The organism is Blastomonas sp. (assembly GCF_030373265.1).
In the GTDB taxonomy this organism is placed as follows: domain Bacteria; phylum Pseudomonadota; class Alphaproteobacteria; order Sphingomonadales; family Sphingomonadaceae; genus Blastomonas.
The window spans coordinates 1-17,142 of record NZ_JAUCZC010000042.1; the positions used below are offsets into that span (position 1 = coordinate 1).

General features: G+C 63.2%; 19 protein-coding genes and 1 pseudogene. 10 read left to right on the plus strand and 10 right to left on the minus strand.

From position 1 onward, the window contains the following. The first annotated feature begins 1,400 nt into the window (after positions 1 to 1,400). The 3 genes from QUV11_RS16390 (at position 1,401) to QUV11_RS16400 (ending at position 2,579) form a co-directional block, all read left to right on the plus strand. Positions 1,401 to 1,724 (plus strand): hypothetical protein, encoded by a 324-nt coding sequence (locus QUV11_RS16390; protein WP_300883980.1) that lies wholly within the window; start codon positions 1,401 to 1,403, stop codon positions 1,722 to 1,724. A 63-nt stretch (positions 1,725 to 1,787) separates the two neighbouring features. After that, a complete protein-coding gene (locus QUV11_RS16395; RefSeq protein WP_300883981.1) occupies positions 1,788 to 2,168 on the plus strand; it encodes a zf-TFIIB domain-containing protein in 381 nt (126 codons plus the stop codon). Between the two features lie 78 nt (positions 2,169 to 2,246). Next, on the plus strand, positions 2,247 to 2,579 hold the full coding sequence (locus QUV11_RS16400) for a hypothetical protein (RefSeq protein WP_300883983.1): 333 nt from the start codon (positions 2,247 to 2,249) through the stop codon (positions 2,577 to 2,579). Between the two features lie 82 nt (positions 2,580 to 2,661). Here QUV11_RS16400 and fliE read toward each other — a convergent pair whose 3' ends face one another. The 4 genes from fliE to QUV11_RS16420 form a co-directional block, all read right to left on the minus strand. After that, positions 2,662 to 3,012, minus strand: coding sequence for a flagellar hook-basal body complex protein FliE (gene fliE / locus QUV11_RS16405; protein ID WP_300883985.1), 351 nt, complete (start codon positions 3,010 to 3,012; stop codon positions 2,662 to 2,664). Positions 3,013 to 3,186: 174 nt separating this feature from the next. Further along, positions 3,187 to 4,677 (minus strand): phospholipase D-like domain-containing protein, encoded by a 1,491-nt coding sequence (locus QUV11_RS16410; RefSeq protein ID WP_300883986.1) that lies wholly within the window; start codon positions 4,675 to 4,677, stop codon positions 3,187 to 3,189. Further along, positions 4,674 to 5,273 (minus strand): DedA family protein, encoded by a 600-nt coding sequence (locus tag QUV11_RS16415; RefSeq protein ID WP_300883988.1) that lies wholly within the window; start codon positions 5,271 to 5,273, stop codon positions 4,674 to 4,676. Before QUV11_RS16415 ends, QUV11_RS16410 begins: the two co-directional genes overlap by 4 nt. Before the next feature lie 204 nt (positions 5,274 to 5,477). Continuing rightward, on the minus strand, positions 5,478 to 6,086 hold the full coding sequence (locus QUV11_RS16420; RefSeq protein WP_300883990.1) for a cation transporter: 609 nt from the start codon (positions 6,084 to 6,086) through the stop codon (positions 5,478 to 5,480). Positions 6,087 to 6,456: 370 nt separating this feature from the next. On the opposite strand from QUV11_RS16420, the gene QUV11_RS16425 reads away from it, so the two are divergent. Further along, on the plus strand, positions 6,457 to 7,092 hold the full coding sequence (locus QUV11_RS16425; RefSeq protein WP_300883992.1) for a peroxiredoxin: 636 nt from the start codon (positions 6,457 to 6,459) through the stop codon (positions 7,090 to 7,092). 38 nt (positions 7,093 to 7,130) lie between these two features. On the opposite strand, the gene QUV11_RS16430 is transcribed toward QUV11_RS16425, so the two are convergent. Both QUV11_RS16430 and QUV11_RS16435 read right to left on the minus strand, forming a co-directional pair. Beyond that, complete coding sequence (locus QUV11_RS16430) at positions 7,131 to 7,589, minus strand: helix-turn-helix domain-containing protein (protein ID WP_367279865.1); 459 nt, start codon at positions 7,587 to 7,589, stop codon at positions 7,131 to 7,133. Then, positions 7,590 to 8,341 (minus strand): annotated as a pseudogene (locus QUV11_RS16435) (IS5 family transposase). Positions 8,342 to 8,473: 132 nt separating this feature from the next. Here QUV11_RS16435 and QUV11_RS16440 point away from each other — a divergent pair. The 5 genes from QUV11_RS16440 to QUV11_RS16460 are packed head-to-tail and all read left to right on the plus strand — an operon-like array spanning position 8,474 to position 11,968. Continuing rightward, the gene (locus QUV11_RS16440) at positions 8,474 to 9,346 is read left to right on the plus strand and encodes a cation transporter (protein WP_300883998.1); all 873 of its coding nucleotides are present in this window, start codon (positions 8,474 to 8,476) and stop codon (positions 9,344 to 9,346) included. Positions 9,347 to 9,377: 31 nt separating this feature from the next. Next, positions 9,378 to 9,818: a DUF411 domain-containing protein gene (locus QUV11_RS16445; protein ID WP_300884001.1), complete on the plus strand. Its 441-nt coding sequence runs from the start codon at positions 9,378 to 9,380 to the stop codon at positions 9,816 to 9,818. A 38-nt stretch (positions 9,819 to 9,856) separates the two neighbouring features. Continuing rightward, on the plus strand, positions 9,857 to 10,120 hold the full coding sequence (locus QUV11_RS16450) for a hypothetical protein (RefSeq protein WP_300884004.1): 264 nt from the start codon (positions 9,857 to 9,859) through the stop codon (positions 10,118 to 10,120). Continuing rightward, positions 10,117 to 10,869, plus strand: a complete 753-nt coding sequence (locus QUV11_RS16455) for an MBL fold metallo-hydrolase (protein WP_300884005.1) — start codon at positions 10,117 to 10,119, stop codon at positions 10,867 to 10,869. The genes QUV11_RS16450 and QUV11_RS16455 overlap by 4 nt, the downstream gene beginning before the upstream one ends. Before the next feature lie 52 nt (positions 10,870 to 10,921). Continuing rightward, complete coding sequence (locus tag QUV11_RS16460) at positions 10,922 to 11,968, plus strand: cysteine synthase A (protein ID WP_300884007.1); 1,047 nt, start codon at positions 10,922 to 10,924, stop codon at positions 11,966 to 11,968. Between the two features lie 275 nt (positions 11,969 to 12,243). On the opposite strand, the gene QUV11_RS16465 is transcribed toward QUV11_RS16460, so the two are convergent. The 3 genes from QUV11_RS16465 to QUV11_RS16475 all read right to left on the minus strand — a co-directional run bounded on the left by QUV11_RS16465 (position 12,244) and on the right by QUV11_RS16475 (position 15,016). After that, on the minus strand, positions 12,244 to 12,909 hold the full coding sequence (locus QUV11_RS16465) for an SCO family protein (RefSeq protein ID WP_300884008.1): 666 nt from the start codon (positions 12,907 to 12,909) through the stop codon (positions 12,244 to 12,246). A gap of 154 nt (positions 12,910 to 13,063) precedes the next feature. Next, complete coding sequence (locus tag QUV11_RS16470; protein ID WP_300884010.1) at positions 13,064 to 14,380, minus strand: family 1 glycosylhydrolase; 1,317 nt, start codon at positions 14,378 to 14,380, stop codon at positions 13,064 to 13,066. Between the two features lie 270 nt (positions 14,381 to 14,650). Continuing rightward, positions 14,651 to 15,016 (minus strand): hypothetical protein, encoded by a 366-nt coding sequence (locus tag QUV11_RS16475; RefSeq protein WP_300884011.1) that lies wholly within the window; start codon positions 15,014 to 15,016, stop codon positions 14,651 to 14,653. Between the two features lie 227 nt (positions 15,017 to 15,243). On the opposite strand from QUV11_RS16475, the gene QUV11_RS16480 reads away from it, so the two are divergent. Next, positions 15,244 to 15,699 carry a hypothetical protein gene (locus tag QUV11_RS16480; RefSeq protein WP_300884013.1) on the plus strand — a complete coding sequence of 152 codons (456 nt, stop codon included), beginning with the start codon at positions 15,244 to 15,246 and terminating at the stop codon, positions 15,697 to 15,699. A gap of 97 nt (positions 15,700 to 15,796) precedes the next feature. Here the strand turns inward: QUV11_RS16480 and QUV11_RS16485 are convergent, their stop codons facing one another. After that, entirely contained in the window at positions 15,797 to 16,615 is an 819-nt protein-coding gene (locus tag QUV11_RS16485; RefSeq protein WP_300884015.1) for a sigma-70 family RNA polymerase sigma factor, read from the minus strand. Between the last annotated feature and the right edge of the window lie 527 nt (positions 16,616 to 17,142).

The window sequence follows — 17,142 nt, forward strand, 5'->3', positions numbered from 1 at the left end:
TCCAGCAGTTCGATCGTAATCGCTGGGCCGCTTCGCATCAAACCGGGGTTTGTTGGAAAAACCAGACGGCCGCTTCCGCGCTAATAGCGGACGCTTAGATCGGGCTGTCAGAGACCGGCAGGATGATCGGAAAGCCAGTCGGGCCATCCGACTTTTAAGTGGCTCACGGCCTCCCACGAGGTCGGAAATAGGTCAAAGCCGCCATCGTAAGGCGCGAACACAGCGCCGTCGTCGCACCTCATCCAAATCGCATGCCCTGGCTTATCGTCAGCAATCGAGAGCAACCTGGCATCGTGCGTCCCCGTCCGCCACCGCTCACGGCGGGCATAGAAGCTCCATACGGGATCGTCGGTCTCGGCACCCGACATCGCTACTTCGCTCGGTGCGGACGGATCACCGGTCTCGGCCTCAACGACCCAACAGCACTGGTCCAGGCCGAGCAGCCCGTTGCCAAGAGCATATGCTCGCGAAAGAATGATGTCCCGTTCCGCTTCATCGTCTGCGTATCGCTTGGAACCGGGGAGAGCGTGAAAGCGAACCCATGGCGAGCCTGCGCGGCTACGAAGCATCCATCCGAGCGGCAAGCAGCTCGGATGAAATCGCGCCCAATCCCGTCGGAACTCTGCGGCAGCGGTGTTGTCTTGGGTCATCGCTGTTGCCTACAACGAACCTGCGCTTCTCACCAAACAATGCCGTCCCGCAAAAAGCCAACCTGTTTACCCACAGACGGGCTTATGTAGGTTTTCTGTTCCGTTGCTACTCAACCCCCAAGTATTTCGGCGCCTTGGCGTGGGGGGCTCCATGGTGTAGTATAGATATAACAAAATAGGCTGGTGGCGATGCGCACCGGCAAGGAGAGAGTGATGCCGTTCCGGACACTGAGGCTGATTGGCTTCGCCGCGGGGTCGGCCGCGCTGTTGGCAGGATGCACGACCGCGCAATATGCGCCCCGTTATTCCTATTACCGGGTTCCCTGCACCACACCGGGCGCGGTCCTTGCCGAGCCCATCGGCCTTCAAGCCGGTCCGACAACTCCTGGCGCATCTCCTGCTCCGTCCAGCACGCCTGCTGCCAGTCCCGCAGGCGCTATGCCGACCTGTGTGGTTGCGGTTTCGGCGGCCGACTACCGTCGCGCATATTATCCAGGAGGCTATTACAGCCGCCCCTATTACGGGTCGTTCGGGCTGGGGATCGGTTTCGGCGGCGGCCACTTCGGCCGCGGCCACGGTGGGGGCGGCCAAGGTGGGGGTCACGGCGGGGGTCACGGCGGGGGCCATCACTAGTCCTGTAAACTGAAGATGAATGACGCCTGCCAGCTCGGTACCCGCCGCATTCATCCCGCCAAGTTCATAGCGTTCTCAAGGCGTGGCGATCGGCCACTCCGCATTGAGGAGATGATCATGAAACGCTTTCTGATCGCCGCGGTAGCTGCGCTCACGTTCGGCGCGCCGGCAATGGCTCAGTCCTATGGTGGATATGGTGGGCAGCCCTATCAGGGCGAGGCCCATGCGCGCGGCTTCGATGGCTCTGCCTATGAGCAATACGGCAGGTCCTACAATCGCGGGCCTGGCAATGGCTTCGACGACCGCGGTTACAACGACCGCCGCTATAACGATCGCGGCCACAACGCCCGGGCCGAACGCCGGGAGTGGCGGGAAGAACGGCAGCACGAACGTCGTGAACGCCGCGAACGAGGGGGCGGCAATCGCTACTACGGCTACTGAAGGCATTAGGATACGAAGGCACCCCTCTCGCCTGCGGGGTGCCTTCCGCACGAGGAGTTCATCATGGCTGATTTAGTACCTATCCAGAACCCGGCACCCTCGCGGGCGCAGGGCATGCTGTGTCCCGTGTGCCGGGTGGACCTTGTGCTGGCCGACCGGCAAGGAATCGAGGTCGACTATTGCCCGCAGTGCCGGGGCATCTGGCTCGATCGCGGCGAGCTCGACAAGATCATCGAACGCAACGCAGCCTATGAGGCGGCCGTAGCTGCCCCCCAGCCCGGACCGGCAATTTCGTCCCCCGCTCCCGGCTACGCCCAGCAGGGTCCGTGGAGCGGTGGCTATGGCGACGAGCACCGCGGCGGGCATCATGGGGGTCATCACGGCGGGGGAGATCATGGCGGCTACCGGCGCGGCGGATTCCTCGGCGGTCTGTTCCGGCACTGACTGGCACTGACCGGATGAGATGAGCCGATCGGTGAAGGTCAGTCGTCAAGCCTTTGCATGTGCGCGAGGAGAGCAACCGTGATCAGAACAATCTTCCTGGGTCTGAGCACGGTGGTCGTCGCAAGTCTGGTAATCTCGCCCGCGAGTGCACAGCGCAAGACCCATGGCGCCGGCGTCAGTTGGAGCGGCGGGCACGGCGGGGTTAGCTGGGACGGCGGCCACGCCTATGAGGGCGGAAGCTACGGCGGCTACCCTGCTGCCTCGCCCCCGTCTCCTGCGTACAAGCCACCACCTCCCGCGTACAGGATGCCGCAGCCTTCACCCGACCCGATTGCCCGTTCTTATCCAGAGCACGATTGGCGCGGCGGCCATCGCTATCCGGACCACGCCGGCAGAGCCGAACGGCGGTAAGAAGAAAGTTCACCGGCGTTGCACGATGACGCCACGAACCTTGTTGTCATTCGCTGCTCCGAGCCGGGCGCGCCTTGGCGGCTCACACCGCCATGTTCATGACGTCCTTGTAAGCGGAAAGAAGCTTGTTGCGGACCTGCAGCGTCGCCTCGAACGATATCGAGGCACGCTGCTGCATCAGCGCAACGGTGGCGATATCGGTGGTCTCGCCGCGCTCATAGGCCTCCGTAACGACGTCCTCCTGTTCCTGGAGCGCGTTCACCTTGTTGAGCGCGGTTTGCAACGTTGCCGCGAAGCTCGGCGTTGCCGCCGCGCCCTCCGGCTGGCCAGTCGTGTTGGCGCCCTGGGTCGAAACGGCTTCGCGTAGTACCGCATTGCGCTGGAGGATGGTGTTGCGCAACGCCATCACCTCCGCCACCCTGTTCACATTCATCGCGCTACCCGTCCGGCCTATAAGGAAGTTCCGGTCACCGTTGAGTAAAGGTGATTATAATTCGTTAAGCATATGCTCGGGCGACCGACGCGTGCAAGTGTATCCAGTAGCGCGCGTCCGCTGAGCGCCGCTACGAAGGTCTTTAGGTGTCCACCGCTATGGTCTGGAGGCGACTTAGGCGATCGGCCGTCGCAAAAGTCTTCCATGCCGGTGGCGCAAGTGGAACAGCAGGCTCCTGCGCCGGGAGAGCGGCTCGAACATCTCGTCGGGACCCTCGGGGTCGAGCAGCTTGCTGTCCGCGAGCCATTCCCCAAGCGCGGACAGGTCCGGCAGGACATAATCGCGCAGCGACCGTCCTGAGGTTTGGAGTGCGGTAAGGGTCTCTATCAGCGACCCGGTTTGCGCGAGCTTCGCGCTGACGACGGCGCGGCTTACGCCAAGGTGCTCGGCGACGAGCCCGTCACGGATGCCGGCGATTGCCAGCGCCGCGTCGGCCGATCTATCAGATGCGGCGGCGTCGATCGTGACGTCGCATTCGGTATCGAGGCGCAGCGAGCGATTGTTGAAGTTGGAAGAGCCGACCCTGATTATCTGATCGTCGATGATCGTCACCTTGGCATGAACGTAGATGGGCTCACCGGCCGCAGTGAAGGGATGGTAGAGCCGGAAGCGTCCGTGAACGTCGCGCTCGCGCAGAGCTCCGACCAGCCGCGCACGCGCTGTATCCATCGCGATTGGCTCGAGCCATCCGTTCGCGGTGGTCGGGTTCACAAGGACGATCTCGGGCCCGTCTGGCTCTTCCAGGCGGCGCGCGATCGCTTCGGCGACACGGCGGGAGGCGAAATACTGGCTCTCGGCGTAAATCAGCCGACGAGCACGCGCGATCAGCGCCACGTACAGCGCTTCGATCTCATGGACCGGCTCCTGATCTTCCATCTTGGGCAACGTACGTGAGATGCCTACAGGCAGATCGGCGAAGTCGGCGCGCAGCCCTTCGGGCCAACAATCCCCGCCACCTTCAACGGGCTCGAGCGGCCGCCCGCCGGCAGCGCGCCAGCGGTCGTGGCAGGCATCGCCCAGGGCGCGCGCCGCCGGACCCTCCAGCGCCATTGCAGCATCGTGCCAGGGGCCGTAGGGTTTGCCGTCGGGTTCCACCCGGCGAGGCTCCTGGTCATCGTGCGCGCGCGTGTCCCAGCGGTCGCGGGTCATGTCGATTCCACCGCAGAAAGCGACGCAATCGTCGATCACAATGACCTTCTGGTGGTGGGACGCCGCGACCGGGTGATGACCATCGAGCTTGAGATGGATCTGCGGATCGCGGATCCAGCGCAGGATCGTCAGCAATGTACGGCCGTGAAACAGCGTCTTCAGCGCGCCTACATCCCAACGAAGGATATGGACGTGGAGTCCGGGACGACGCCTCACCAGCCAGCTGATGAATGCGCCTACGGTCGGCGGCCCCCCATCATCCCCCTCGCCGAAGCGGATGCGGGCGTCGAAATCCCAGCCGACCAGGAAGATGCGCCGCTCGGCTTTCAGCATCGCTGACCGTGCTGCGGTGAAATAGGCATCGGCATCGACGATCACCGCCGCGCGCGTTGCCTGTGCGGTCCGCCAAAAGGCGCGGCGAGTAGTTGCTCCCTTTGCCTCCGCTCGTTCAGTCATGCTTGGCGCTTCCACGTGGCCACCCGCCAAGCGTACCAGAGCACGAGGATTACGATGACAGCGGTGGAGACCGGGCCGAGGTAGCGGTCAACCGCCGTGTAGCGCTGGCCGAGCATGTAACCGGCGTACGAAAGCGCTGCCGTCCACGCCGTCGTTCCGAGCGACGACCATAACAGGAAGCGCGCGAGCGGCATCCACAACAGGCCGGCGGGGATCGAGACCACGGAGCGGACCGTGGGCACCATCCGTCCGAGGCACACAAACGCCGCTCCATGGCGGCGGAACCAGCCTTGAGCGCGCTCCACTTCATCCCAGTCGAGCGTCAGCCACCGCCCATGCCGGTCAACCAGACCGTGCAGCCGGTCGAACCCGATCGCGCGGGCAGCGAGGTACCATGCCAGGTTGCCAGCCATCGCGCCGCATGCACCGGCAGCGATCACGCCGGGAAGCGACAGCGCCCCGCGCGAGGCACGCAGCCCGGCGAGCGGCATGATCACTTCAGAGGGAAGCGGCGGGAACACCGTCTCGGCGAACATCAGTACCGCAATGCCGAAGTAACCGAGCTGATCGATGAGCTGCTGAATCCATTGCCCCAAAAGGTCTCTCCTACGTTCGGGCTTTGAAACTGTGGCAGCCTTGCCGAAGGAAGCCACCGTCCAATCCTCGCCTGCGTTCGAGGCGAGCGGACGAGTGCCGCTGGAGAACGGCACGGACTTCCAAGCTTGGCACGGATTGCCAACGCACGCACCCGCCGCGTCCGACACTTCGGGGATCAAGACTGTCGAGTTCGAGTTTGTCGGTCATGACGGGTTGGCGTCATCTTTTTTGGTCTCGGCGCGAGCATCGCGGAGGATCTCGATGCCACCCTTGATCGCGATGACGGCGGTCGCGAGCCCGACCAGCAGGTCGGGCCAGTTGCTGCCGAGCCACAGCACCAGAAACCCAGCGATCAGGATGCCGCCGTTGGATATGAAATCATTGTAACTGAAGGTGGTGGCGGCGCGCAGATTGACGTCCGGCTCCTTCAATCGTTGGAGCAGCCGCAGGCAGGTATAATTCACCACGCCGGCAACCGCTGACATGATCATCATCGTTGGCCCAATCGGCTCGCTGCCCTGAATGTAGCGCCGCCCGACATCGAGCATGATGCCGCCGGCAAAGATCAGCAGCATCACGCCGGACGCGGTCGCAGCGCGGGTTTTCCAGGCGTTTCCACGGGTCATCGCGATAATGCTGAGCGCATAGACAGCCGTGTCCGACAGGTTGTCTACGCCGTTGGCGATCAGCGCGCTGGAGTCCGCAAACAGCCCGGAGACGAAGAAGCCCGCCGCGATCGCGGCATTCAGCAGCAGCACGATCCAGAGCGTGCGTCGCTCGTCTGGAGCTGTGGGATCGGTAGCGGCCGTCATGCCATATTCTCCTTGAGCGTCAGCAACGCGAAGGAGCCGACAAAAACGTTGGGGCTGATAGTGTCCACTACACGAAAAGTAGATTCTTACGTACGCTTAAACCGGAGACCGGTGACCCTCGATAAGGTGGGCGCCGTCTCGACCGGCGCTGCAACTCACACCCGAGGCCGCCTAACCCCATGCGTCCCGGGCCCAAACCCTGTCGATGGGCCCAACCAATTGCAACTCTACCGCTTGCCGCCCGCCGCATGGCCTGCTCGGCTCGACGTTCCGCCTCTTGAAGCTATAGTGGGTATAGCACCTACATCATGTCTGTTAGCAGCAATGGCGTCCTGCCCACTTGCCTGCTCTCACAAGAGGAGAAAAGCGCATGACGTTGCAGCTAGGCGATACCGCGCCGGACTTTGAGGCCGACACGACCGAAGGCCCGATCCGTTTTCATGAGTGGATGGGAGATGGCTGGGCGGTGCTGTTCTCGCACCCGAAGGACTTCACACCCGTCTGCACGACCGAGCTCGGGGAGGTCGCCCGCCTCAAACCCGAATTCGACAAGCGCAATACCAAGGTAATCGGGCTGAGCGTTGATCCCATTGAGGATCATCACGCCTGGGCGGGCGACATAGCCGAGACGCAGGGCCACGCGCTCAATTTTCCGATGATCGCCGATCCTGACCGCCGGATCGCCGAACTTTACGGGATGATCCACCCCAAAGCGAGCGACACGCTCACCGTCCGCTCCGTATTTGTGATCGGGCCCGACAAGAAGCTGAAGCTCAGCATCACCTATCCGGCGAGCACCGGCCGCAACTTTGAAGAGATCCTGCGCGTCATCGACTCTCTGCAACTGACCTCCAAACACAGCGTCGCGACGCCGGTGAACTGGCGGCAGGGCGAGGACGTCATCATCGTCCCTTCACTCAGCGATGAGCAGGCCCGCGAGAAGTTCCCGGGCGGCTGGCGGACCCTGAAGCCCTATTTACGTGTTACGCCGCAGCCGCAGGATTAAGTGCAGGCGATCGTCGCGACATTGAAGCCAATAGCTAGTCAAACCCCCGCGATCGGGGGCTCGCCTCGGAATGCGTCGAGGATGCGGCATTCGTCGAGGGTGGTGTGCCCGCATTGCTTCAGGAGACGCTCGAGCGTGGCTTCAAGTGCCCTGAGGTCCGCGATCTTGGCTCGGACCTCGCGGAGACGTGTGGCGGCCATCCTGTCCACCTCCTCACAGGGCGCGTCGTCCGATCGCTCCGAAAGGGCAAGAAGCCCCCGCACGGTCTCGAGCGGAAAGCCGAGCTCGCGCGCCTTCCGGATGAACCTGAGGCGCTCGAGATGATGGCGGTCATAGACCCGGTGTCCACCCGCGCTGCGGCCAGGCTCGAGCAGCATCCCGATCTGCTCATAATAGCGGATGGTCACCACCTTGCACCCTGTGAGAGTGGCCAACGCTCCAATCGAGAGGATTTTACCCATGCCCTTGAACCTATAGCAGCTAGGCTCCAGACTCATTCACAGCCAGAACGCGAGAGCGGTTGCGAGCGCCACGCCTGAGAGGAAGTTGGCGGCGAGCTTGTCGTAGCGGGTGGCGACGCGGCGGAAGTCCTTGAGGCGGCAGAAGGCGTTTTCGACCAGGTGGCGGTCCTTGTAGCGCTCGCGGTCATAGCGGACTTTGCGCTTGCGGCTGGAGCGGCCCGGGATGACCGGCACGGCTCCGGCTTGCCGAAGCGCGCGACGGAGCGGATCGGCGTCATACCCCTTGTCGGCGAGCACATACCGCGCCCGGCCCATGCGGGCGAGCAGCTCGGGTGCGGCGGTCACGTCGGCGACGTTACCGGGCGTCAGCATCAGCGCGAACGGGCGACCGACGACGTCCGTGAGGGCGTGGATCTTGGTCGTCCAGCCACCGCGCGAGCGGCCGATCGCCTGCGCTTTAGCCCCCTTTTACCTCCGAACGCGGCACGCTGCGCCTTCACGTACGTGCTGTCGATCGCGGTGCTCTTCGTGACCGCGCCCGCATCAACCAAGGCATCAAGCAGCTTCAGCCAGAAGCCGCGCGCCGACCAGCGGTTGAACCGATTGTAGACGGTGGTCGCCGGGCCGTAGTCGGCTGGGCAGTCGCACCAGCGGCCCCCGCTCTTGAGCACGTGCAGGATACCAGAGATCACCCGACGATCGTCCACCCTGCGCGCTCCGGGCTGGTTCTTGGGCAGATGCGGCTCGATCGCTGCCCACGCGTCGTCCGACAACCAGAATAACGCCATGCACACCTCCGTCGCCCCCGCATCCGTGGTGAATCAGAAAACCATGCCTGCCTCAACCCGCTGATTGGGTTTGGGCCCTAGAGGCCCTATAGATAGGGACGAGCATGTGTTTGTGAATGCGGAGAGCTGGCTATGGAGGACTGCTGCGGAGATGCTGGCGGCCCGAAGCGCGAGAAAAGCGATGCGGCGCTGATGATATCGTCAGAGCGCTCCACGGCCCCTCTTGCGCCGGCGACGGCACGCGTTGCGGCGCCGCACGACGGCGACGCCTGCTGCTCAGGCAGCTCTTCCGACCCGAGCAACGATACCGTGTCTCACGAGCCTCACCCCGGCCCTGCCGGAGGTGCGCACCTGACGGGTGACGACTGCTGCTCGGCCAAGGAGCAGGAGATCGCCGCCTTGAGCGCTCATTTGGGCGTCAAGCGCGTGCTTCAAGTGGTTCTTGCGATCAACCTCGCCATGTTTGTTGCTGAGTTCACGGCCGGGATGCTGGCGAACTCCACCGCGCTCATGGCGGACTCGGTCGACATGCTGGGGGATGCGCTGGTCTACATACTGAGCCTCTACGCACTTCAACGCAGCCTGCGCTGGCGTGCCGGCGCTGCGGTCGCGAAGGGCGGGATCATCGCTGCCTTCGGCATCTGGGTCATGATCGAAGCGGCGTTGAAGCTGGTCAACGGCGGGACCCCCGCCGCCGGCACGATGGTTCTGTTCGGGCTGATCGCGCTGGTTGCCAACCTCTCTTGCCTCGCGCTGCTCTACCGATTCCGCCACCGCGACGTGAACCTGTCCAGCACGTTCGAGTGTTCGCGCAACGACGTCATCGCCAACACCGGAGTCCTTCTCGCCGCCGGCGGCGTCTACGCAACTGGGGCGGCCTGGCCCGACATCCTCGTGGGCGCCGTCATCGCGGTGTTGTTCTTCCGTTCCGCGATCCGGGTGCTTCGCCAGGCCTGGCCACAGTTCAGGTCCGGCAGTCCCGCCGTGGCGGTGGCGTTGGATTGAAACATAGTCTGCAAACAAAGGAGCTTTATCGATGTTGAAGCAAGTAACCGCGCTGGTCCTGCTCGGCGCTGCCTTCACCTCCCCGGCTACGGCAGGGGCAGCCGGTCGGGCGAATGCCGTGATGTACAAGAATCCCGGTTGCGAGTGCTGCGACGGCCACGCCGCGGCGCTACGGAGTGCAGGGCTGAACGTGAAAGTGGTTTCGATCGAGGATCTCGCCGCTTTCAAAGCGCGCGCTGGAGTGCCCGACGCGCTTCAAGGCTGCCATACCACGATGGTGGGCGGCTATGCCGTGGAAGGGCATGTGCCGGTAGCAGCGGTGCAGCGGATGCTGAAGGAGAAGCCCGCCATCCGCGGGATCGCTCTGCCCGGCATGCCGTCGGGGTCCCCTGGTATGTCCGGGCCGAAGACCGCGCCGTTCAAGGTGCTGAGCTTCGGCGCCGGGGGCACGAAGGCTTATGCTGTCGAGTAGCTGGCTCGGTGAGCCGATCAATCCCGAGGGAGGTGGACATGTCTGATGATGATGATCTCGATTACCTTCAACGCCGCGCCGAGAAGGAGCTCGAGATGGCGCAACGCTCCGAGACGCCCGAGGTCACGGCCGCGCACTACAAGCTGGCGGAAGCCTATCTTGAGCGCGTCGAAGTCCTCCGGGCGTCAGCAGCGGCCGAGCCGGGTGAACCCGGCGGAGAAGCCGCTGCCGACGCAGAAGCTGCCGCTGCCGGGTTGCCCGAAGGGCGAGAAGCAGTGCCCGGCGCACGAGCAGAGCAATGATCTTTCGGCAGCTCTTCGAGCCGGAGTCCTCGACCTATACGTACCTGATCGGCTGCCGCGACACAGGAAAAGCGGTGCTGCTCGATCCGGTTCTCGAGACCGTCGATCGCGATCTTGCCGTCCTGCAGGAGCTGGGGCTGACGCTCGAATATACGCTGGAAACCCACATTCACGCGGACCATGTAACGTCCGCGTGCCGGCTACGCAGCCTGACCGGCTCAAGGGTCGCATATCCGGGAATGGATGGCCTTCCATGTGCGGACGTTGGCGTCAGTGAGGCCAACCCGCTTGGCGTCGGCAGCCTCACCTTCCAGCCCCTTTTCACGCCGGGCCACAACGACGCGCACCACAGCTACCTTATCGATCTGCCCGGCTCGCGCCGCGTGTTCACCGGTGATGCCCTCCTGATCGACGGCTGTGGCCGCACGGACTTCCAGAACGGTGATGCGGGGGCGCTTTACCGGTCGATCCACGAGAAAATATTCACGCTTCCTTGCGACACGCTCGTCTACCCGGCGCACGACTACCAGCACCGCCATGTCACGACGGTGGCTCAGGAGCGCGAGCGTAACCCGCGGTTGGGTGGCGGCAAGACGCTCGAACAGTTTATCGAGATCATGGCCGCGCTAGACCTGCCCTATCCAAAGCGGATCGACATCGCGGTGCCGGCCAACCGTCTGTGCGGCGACTGTCCCGAGATGGGGAATGCGGAGGCCATGGAGCCCCCCGGCCCTTCGGTTCAAGGCTAGCACGAATCGCTCTTACAACCGCGCGGCAACGGCCACGAGAGGATATAACGCTTTGACCATTCACCGCGACGTCATCGACGCGATCGGCAACACGCCGCTGATCAGGCTCCGGCGAGCCTCGGAGCAGACCGGCTGCGAGATCCTCGGCAAGGCCGAGTTCATGAACCCCGGCCAGTCGGTGAAGGACAGGGCCGCCCTCTTCATCATCCGGGACGCCGAGCGCAGCGGAATGCTCCGGCCGGGTGGCGTCATCGTCGAGGGAACCGCGGGCAATACCGGGATAGGCCTCACCCTAGTCGCAAACGCGCTCGGCTACCGCACCGTGATCGTCATCCCGGAGACGCAGAGCCGCGAGAAGAAGGACATGCTTCGGCTGGCGGGCGCCGAGCTCGTCGAAGTACCGGCCGTCCCTTACGCCGACGAGAATAATTATGTGAAGCTGTCCGGGCGTCTCGCGCTGGAGCTGGCCGACCGCGAACCCAATGGCGCCGTCTGGGCAAACCAGTTCGACAATGTCGCCAACCGACAGGCCCATATAGAAACCACAGGTCCGGAAATCTGGGAGCAGACCAGCGGTAAGGTGGACGGCTTCGTAAGCGCGGTCGGCACCGGCGGCACCCTGGCAGGTGTCAGCATCGCTCTCAGGGAGCGGAACCCAGGCATAGCGATCGCGCTTGCGGACCCGCCGGGCGCTGCCCTCTTCAGCTATTATACGAGCGGCGAGCTCAGCTCGGAGGGCACTTCGATCACCGAAGGCATCGGCCAGGGGCGGATCACCTCTAACCTCGAAGGCTTCACCCCCGACTTCTCCTTCCGCATACCCGACGATGAATCCATCCCCACGGTCTTCGATCTTCTCGAGCATGAGGGTCTTTGCCTCGGCCCCTCATCGGGAGTGAACTTGGCCGGTGCGGTTCGCCTGGCCGCGCAGCTCGGTCCCGGCCGCACGATCGTGACCATGCTCTGCGATTATGGAACCCGCTATCAGTCAAAGCTCTTCAATCCGGAGTTCCTCCGATCGCAGAATCTCTCCGTTCCTCGGTGGCTCGGGGGCGGCAACCCGCTGGTGCAACAAGCTTTGAAACGATCGTGGAAATGATCGCTGCCGCTGGGAGATTCGCCTGATAGAGAGCGTCGGCAGTTCGTTCCGACCCCTTCACGTCGCTCAAAAGCCAAGCGACAGCCCAACAGAAGTGTTGCGTCGCGATTGACCGAGCCGTCCGACCAGACTCGCGAGGGCGACCACCCTTTCCGCCAACCGGGAGCACCGCCCCCGCGCCGAGCTGCCAGCCACCCACTGCTTCGAACCGAGCCTGCGCTGCATCTTATTGGATTCCGCGGCACTAAGCAGGGCGTAAATGCCTCGGCCGCCCTTTACCGCACGTACTTCGCGAGGTCGGCGGCGATCTGGTCCGGGGTGGCGTCGCGTGCGAAGAAAGTAATCGGCTCGCCGTCGGGACCCATCAGATACATGATCGCGCTGTGATCCATCAGGTAATCGGTAGCAGCCGGAGGCCCGGCGCGGCGCGCATAGATGGCGAAGGTGGAGAGCGCGGCCTTCACCTGCGCCGGGCTACCGGTCAACCCGATCAGCCGCGGGTGAAAGGCACGGACGAACTGCTTCATTACCGCGGGGGTATCGCGCTCGGGGTCAATGGTGACCATGATCGGTTGCACCGTGGCCGCCCGCTTGGAGTCTTGCGCTTCAAATGCACGCAGGCCTTGGCTCATCTTCTGAACGTCTGTCGGACAGATGTCAGGACAGTAGGTGTAGCCGAAATACATCAGCCGATATCGCCCCTTGAGACTTTCGCTGCTGAGCACCTTCCCATCCTGGTCGATCAGCCGGAACGGGCCACCGATCTTAGCGCCGGCCAAGGGCGCGTCGATCGCTTCGACTTGTCTCCCAGCGGTGAGCTTCCATGCGGTCACGCCGACTCCAAGGCTTATCAGGGCGACGGCAAAGAGGATGAGCATCAGGCGCTTGGATTGTATTCGGATCATGGCCGAGGTCATAGCAGCACCGTCGAATCGCGACATGGATAATCTGCCGTTCGGCGGGCTGCACAAACCCTGCGCCGCGGGCTATCGCTGCCTTGCTTCAGCAGGTTCGCTGAAGGGCGAGCGGCAAGGATCCAACCGGCGCCAACCACGCACCTGCGGAAGGAGGCGGGCCACATCATCATGCCCTTGATCAAACCTGTACCGCCTCCTCAGCGCCGGACTGGGGGCGTCGCTCATGATATTGCCGCATCCACTCCATGCGGCGCTTTACGAACGGCTCCTCGAACTCGCTCGGAAGCACGAGCGGCACGGTAAGGCAGACGCTCTGCGTAGGCAGGACGTTCTGCCAGTCCTCGATCAGCTTCTTGTAGGCCCGCCCGACCGGCCTGATGTTGCGGTCAAGATCGTAGAGGCCGACCGGATTGACGCGGCCATTGTCCTCGCGCAGCGCGGTGTCCCAGTCCACCTGATCGGTGAGCGAATACCAGGTGAACCCGACCGTCGGCACGCCTGAGTTGCGCACCCGCAGCACGTTCGCCCACTGCTTCCAGAGCCATTGCACGGCTTCATCGCCATTCGGTCCTTGGCTGAGGTTCGTCTCAGTGTGCATTACAGGGAGCCGGTAGCGGTCATGATACTGCCGGGTGATCTCGTCATAGCCGAACACATCGCCCGCTGCCCAGGTGCGCCCGTCAGCCGCGACGCGATGCTCGTTGGTGATGTAATAGTCGTTGCCCATGATGCAGTGATGTCGCGGGCTGTTGCGCAGGAAAAACGCATACTCCTCCGCGGTCATTCCGTTGGCGAGCAGATAATTGTGCATCTCGGAGTCGACCCGCCGACCATAGTTCAGGTCCAGGCTGAGGAAGCGCCGGGCGTTCATGACCTCTGCAGGACCGATCGCCTCAGCGCTGTCGGCGTGGAAATATTCGGAGCTTTCGGACTGGATGAAGATCGCGTCGGGCCGAACGTCCAAAATGGCTCCCATCGCCAAAATGTTCGCCTTGACGAGATGCTTGAGCGCGGTGACGAATGTGCGATCGGTCGTTCCCTGCTCATTCCACCATCCGTAGAGACCGGAAAAGGTGGCGCAGACGAACATCTCGTTGACGGGGGTGTAGAGCTGAACCCAGGGGTAGCGCTGCGCAAATGCTCTGGCGTATCGCTCGAAGAGACTGGGAAAGTCCGGGTTTTGAAAGTTGCCGATCCAGTCGGGCACGCCGAAATGACAGAGGTCGACGATCGGCACGATATCGAGCTGCTTCAACCGGTTCATCGTCAGATCGGCAAACTCCCAGTCGAACCGTTCCGCCGCTAGGAACGTCCGGTGCAGTGGCGGCCCGTACCGGAGAAAGCGGATACCGATCTCCTCAAGAAGGTCGAAATCTGTGCGCCAATTCGTATAGAATCCGCACTTCTCCATCTCATCAACGCGCACCCTGCCGTTGTCGACCGTCGGAATGCTGTTCTCGATACCGGTCGCAAACATGAAAAACGGATTGATCATCTGACTGAAACCTCTAGCTGACGGCCCGTTGCAGCACTGGCGCCTTGCCGCGCGGAGGCATGTGCCGATTTTCTCCCCCGGGCGTCCATTGCACCTTTGGCGCGTCGCCCCAAGTTCCAGCCTCGAGCATAACAAGGATGTAATCGTCGCTGCACGCTGGCTTCAGGCTTCTCGATCATACTCCCCGAGGGCCGGGATGATAACGATCCCTCTCAGACCGGAGATGGATTGTCGCCGGACTTCACCTCGATGGCGAGGAAGGCAAGGCCCTCACAAGGGAGAGTCATTCTTTGAGCTGTCGACGAAGCACTCGAAAGGCGGGCCGTGATCCAGATATCCGTATGCGGCCGCCGCGGCCTCCACAAACTCGGTGCAGCCGAGAAGCTCGTTCTCGACACTCTGCGACGGTGGAAAATGTGTCGCGCGGAGAGACTGGCGACCCTTCCCGAACTTCACGAGCGGCTTGCTCCTCTCGGAGGCGCCATGCTGGCGGTTCCGCTCGACGATTTCTTCCAGCAGATCACGCCGTGGCGCAATTGCCCTCACAGGTCGAATATCCGATATTCGGATCAGATCAGATGCGACGAAGTTGCCACCCTCGAGCTGCTTCAAACGGCGGAAGATCGCTTCGCTCAATCATGCCGAATGAGCTCGGCTTGGGATGCCGCCCGGCTGCTGATACTCTCAGCGTGGATTCTGCGCAGACAGTTCACAACGGAACTTGAGTTTCGTTTTGGTTCTTTGCCGACCCTTCAAACTCGTCACGGTTCCAATAAGCCCCAAGAAATTCTTTCATAAGCCATTCGGCCTCATATCAGGGCAACCTGAGGTGAGGGATGTTAGCCACCAAAACGGAGACAGACATGGGCGGACACAGGCGCTATGGTCGCCCGCAAAGGGTTGATCCCGGCGAGCATGGCTTCCCCTACGAGGAACGAACGGGCAGGCCACCAGGCCAGTACCACGAAGAGAAAGTTTCCAGGTCGATCTCGTCAATGGTTGTGCTCGCCGGCATCGTGATCTGGTCACTGCTCGCCTGGACCGCTTACGCGCTTGTCGATCCGGTACTCGGATGGATGGCGGCCAATGCCGGTCTCGTGCTTGATAGCGGCAAGGGCCTCGCGACTGGAGTCGGCAAGGAGGCGGCCAGCGTGGCGCAGAGCATCAACGCCGGCGGCTTTCTCGGCCAGGCCGCGGTCTTCCTGAAAGCGGTCCTGAAGCCGCTTATCATAGTCGTCTGGGCGATCGGCTTCCTCGGTCTCCTCGCCGCCCCCCGCATTCTGCCAAAGCTCATCGGACGCTTCGCGCGCGGGCGCTGATCGCCCTTAGGCTGGGATCCGCCGACGGCGTCAGGCGGGGCACGGCACAGCGCGGATGACGCGTCGCGGCTCTTCGCGCAGTTTCGGCGCGAACTCGTCAGCCGATCAAGGTCATGCCCAAAGCGCGGCGGGCGTGCAGATTTCGTCGCCGCTTGACCCGGGCTGCGGCAGAGCGCTGCAACGCGATGGCCTCGCATTTGTCCGACAACGATGACGTCCCAGCCTGCGCGGCAGCTATCCGGGTACCAAGCGCGCTTTCGTGAGCCAACAGACTCTTTATCGCCGCACGCCCTCGCCCGATCCTGCTCTTCACGGTCCCGGTCGCGACGGCGGTGGCAACCGCGATTTCCTCTATCGACAGCCCCTCTACGCCGAACAGCAAGACCGCCTCCCGCTGTTCTTCTGGCAGCCGGTCCAGCGCGCGCGCCACATCGGTCAATTCGATCTGCTCCAGCTGCGTTGCTGCCGAAATGAGTTTGCGATCGGCGATCCGATCGTCCCATTCGCCGACGAACCGGCTGCGCCGCCTGCCGCTTAGAAACACGTTACGCAGGATCACGCGCGTCCAGGCTTGCAGATTGCTGCCCGGCTCAAAAGATGCCCGTGCCTTCCACGCCCTCAGCATCGTTTCCTGCACGAGGTCCTCGGCGAGGTCCTGACCACCCGATAGGGACCGGCCATACGCACGCAAGCCGGGTCCGCATTCGACCAGCTGGTGCCCGAATCTCCGCTCCGCTGCCGAAAGCGCCGTCAGAGAGTGGCCAGAGGGCGCGACAGGCCCGACGCTTGCCAAACCCACAGGTTCTGCCCGTCGCGGCATCGCGCCGAGGCTTTCATCATGCGAAGCGACTAGCGCCTGCTGGTCGACAGCGGCCCCGTCTTCCAACTCCTCCGCACGGCTTTTGTGAAGTTCCAAATCTGCTCCTGGTGCGCTCGGTGCGGGGTATGGATGCGGGCGCCTCGAAATCGCCACCCACGTTCCGGCGTGATCGCGAAGCCGTTGCCATGCGCCTCCGTCGTTCCGCCGGAAGAAGATCTCGGCGAGGAGTCTGCGTTAAATGTGGAGTCTGCCCCGATGTGGGTTATGCTGGCATCCTCGAGATCAGGAAGGGACCTCACCTAATGTCCGCGCCTGTCGTAAAGAACCCCCGAGCTGGTGGGTCGCTCCTCGCGCTGTCGGTCATCGCCGGCGCGTTCGCCGGTGCGCTGCTTAAACAGCCCTCGATGGGCGTGGTCGCAGGGACAGCTATCGGCATCGCAATCTGCCTGGCGGTCTGGCTTGCCGACATCAGGCAGGGAGCAAGGCGGCCCCGCAGAGAGGAAGTCGCCACTTCGATACCCGCCGACTGACGCTCAGGGATTGAAACGTACTCCGAACCCCATCATCGGTAAGCGGGGCGCTGACCCCACCTTGCGCTGATCGCTGACAGCATCGATTTTGCG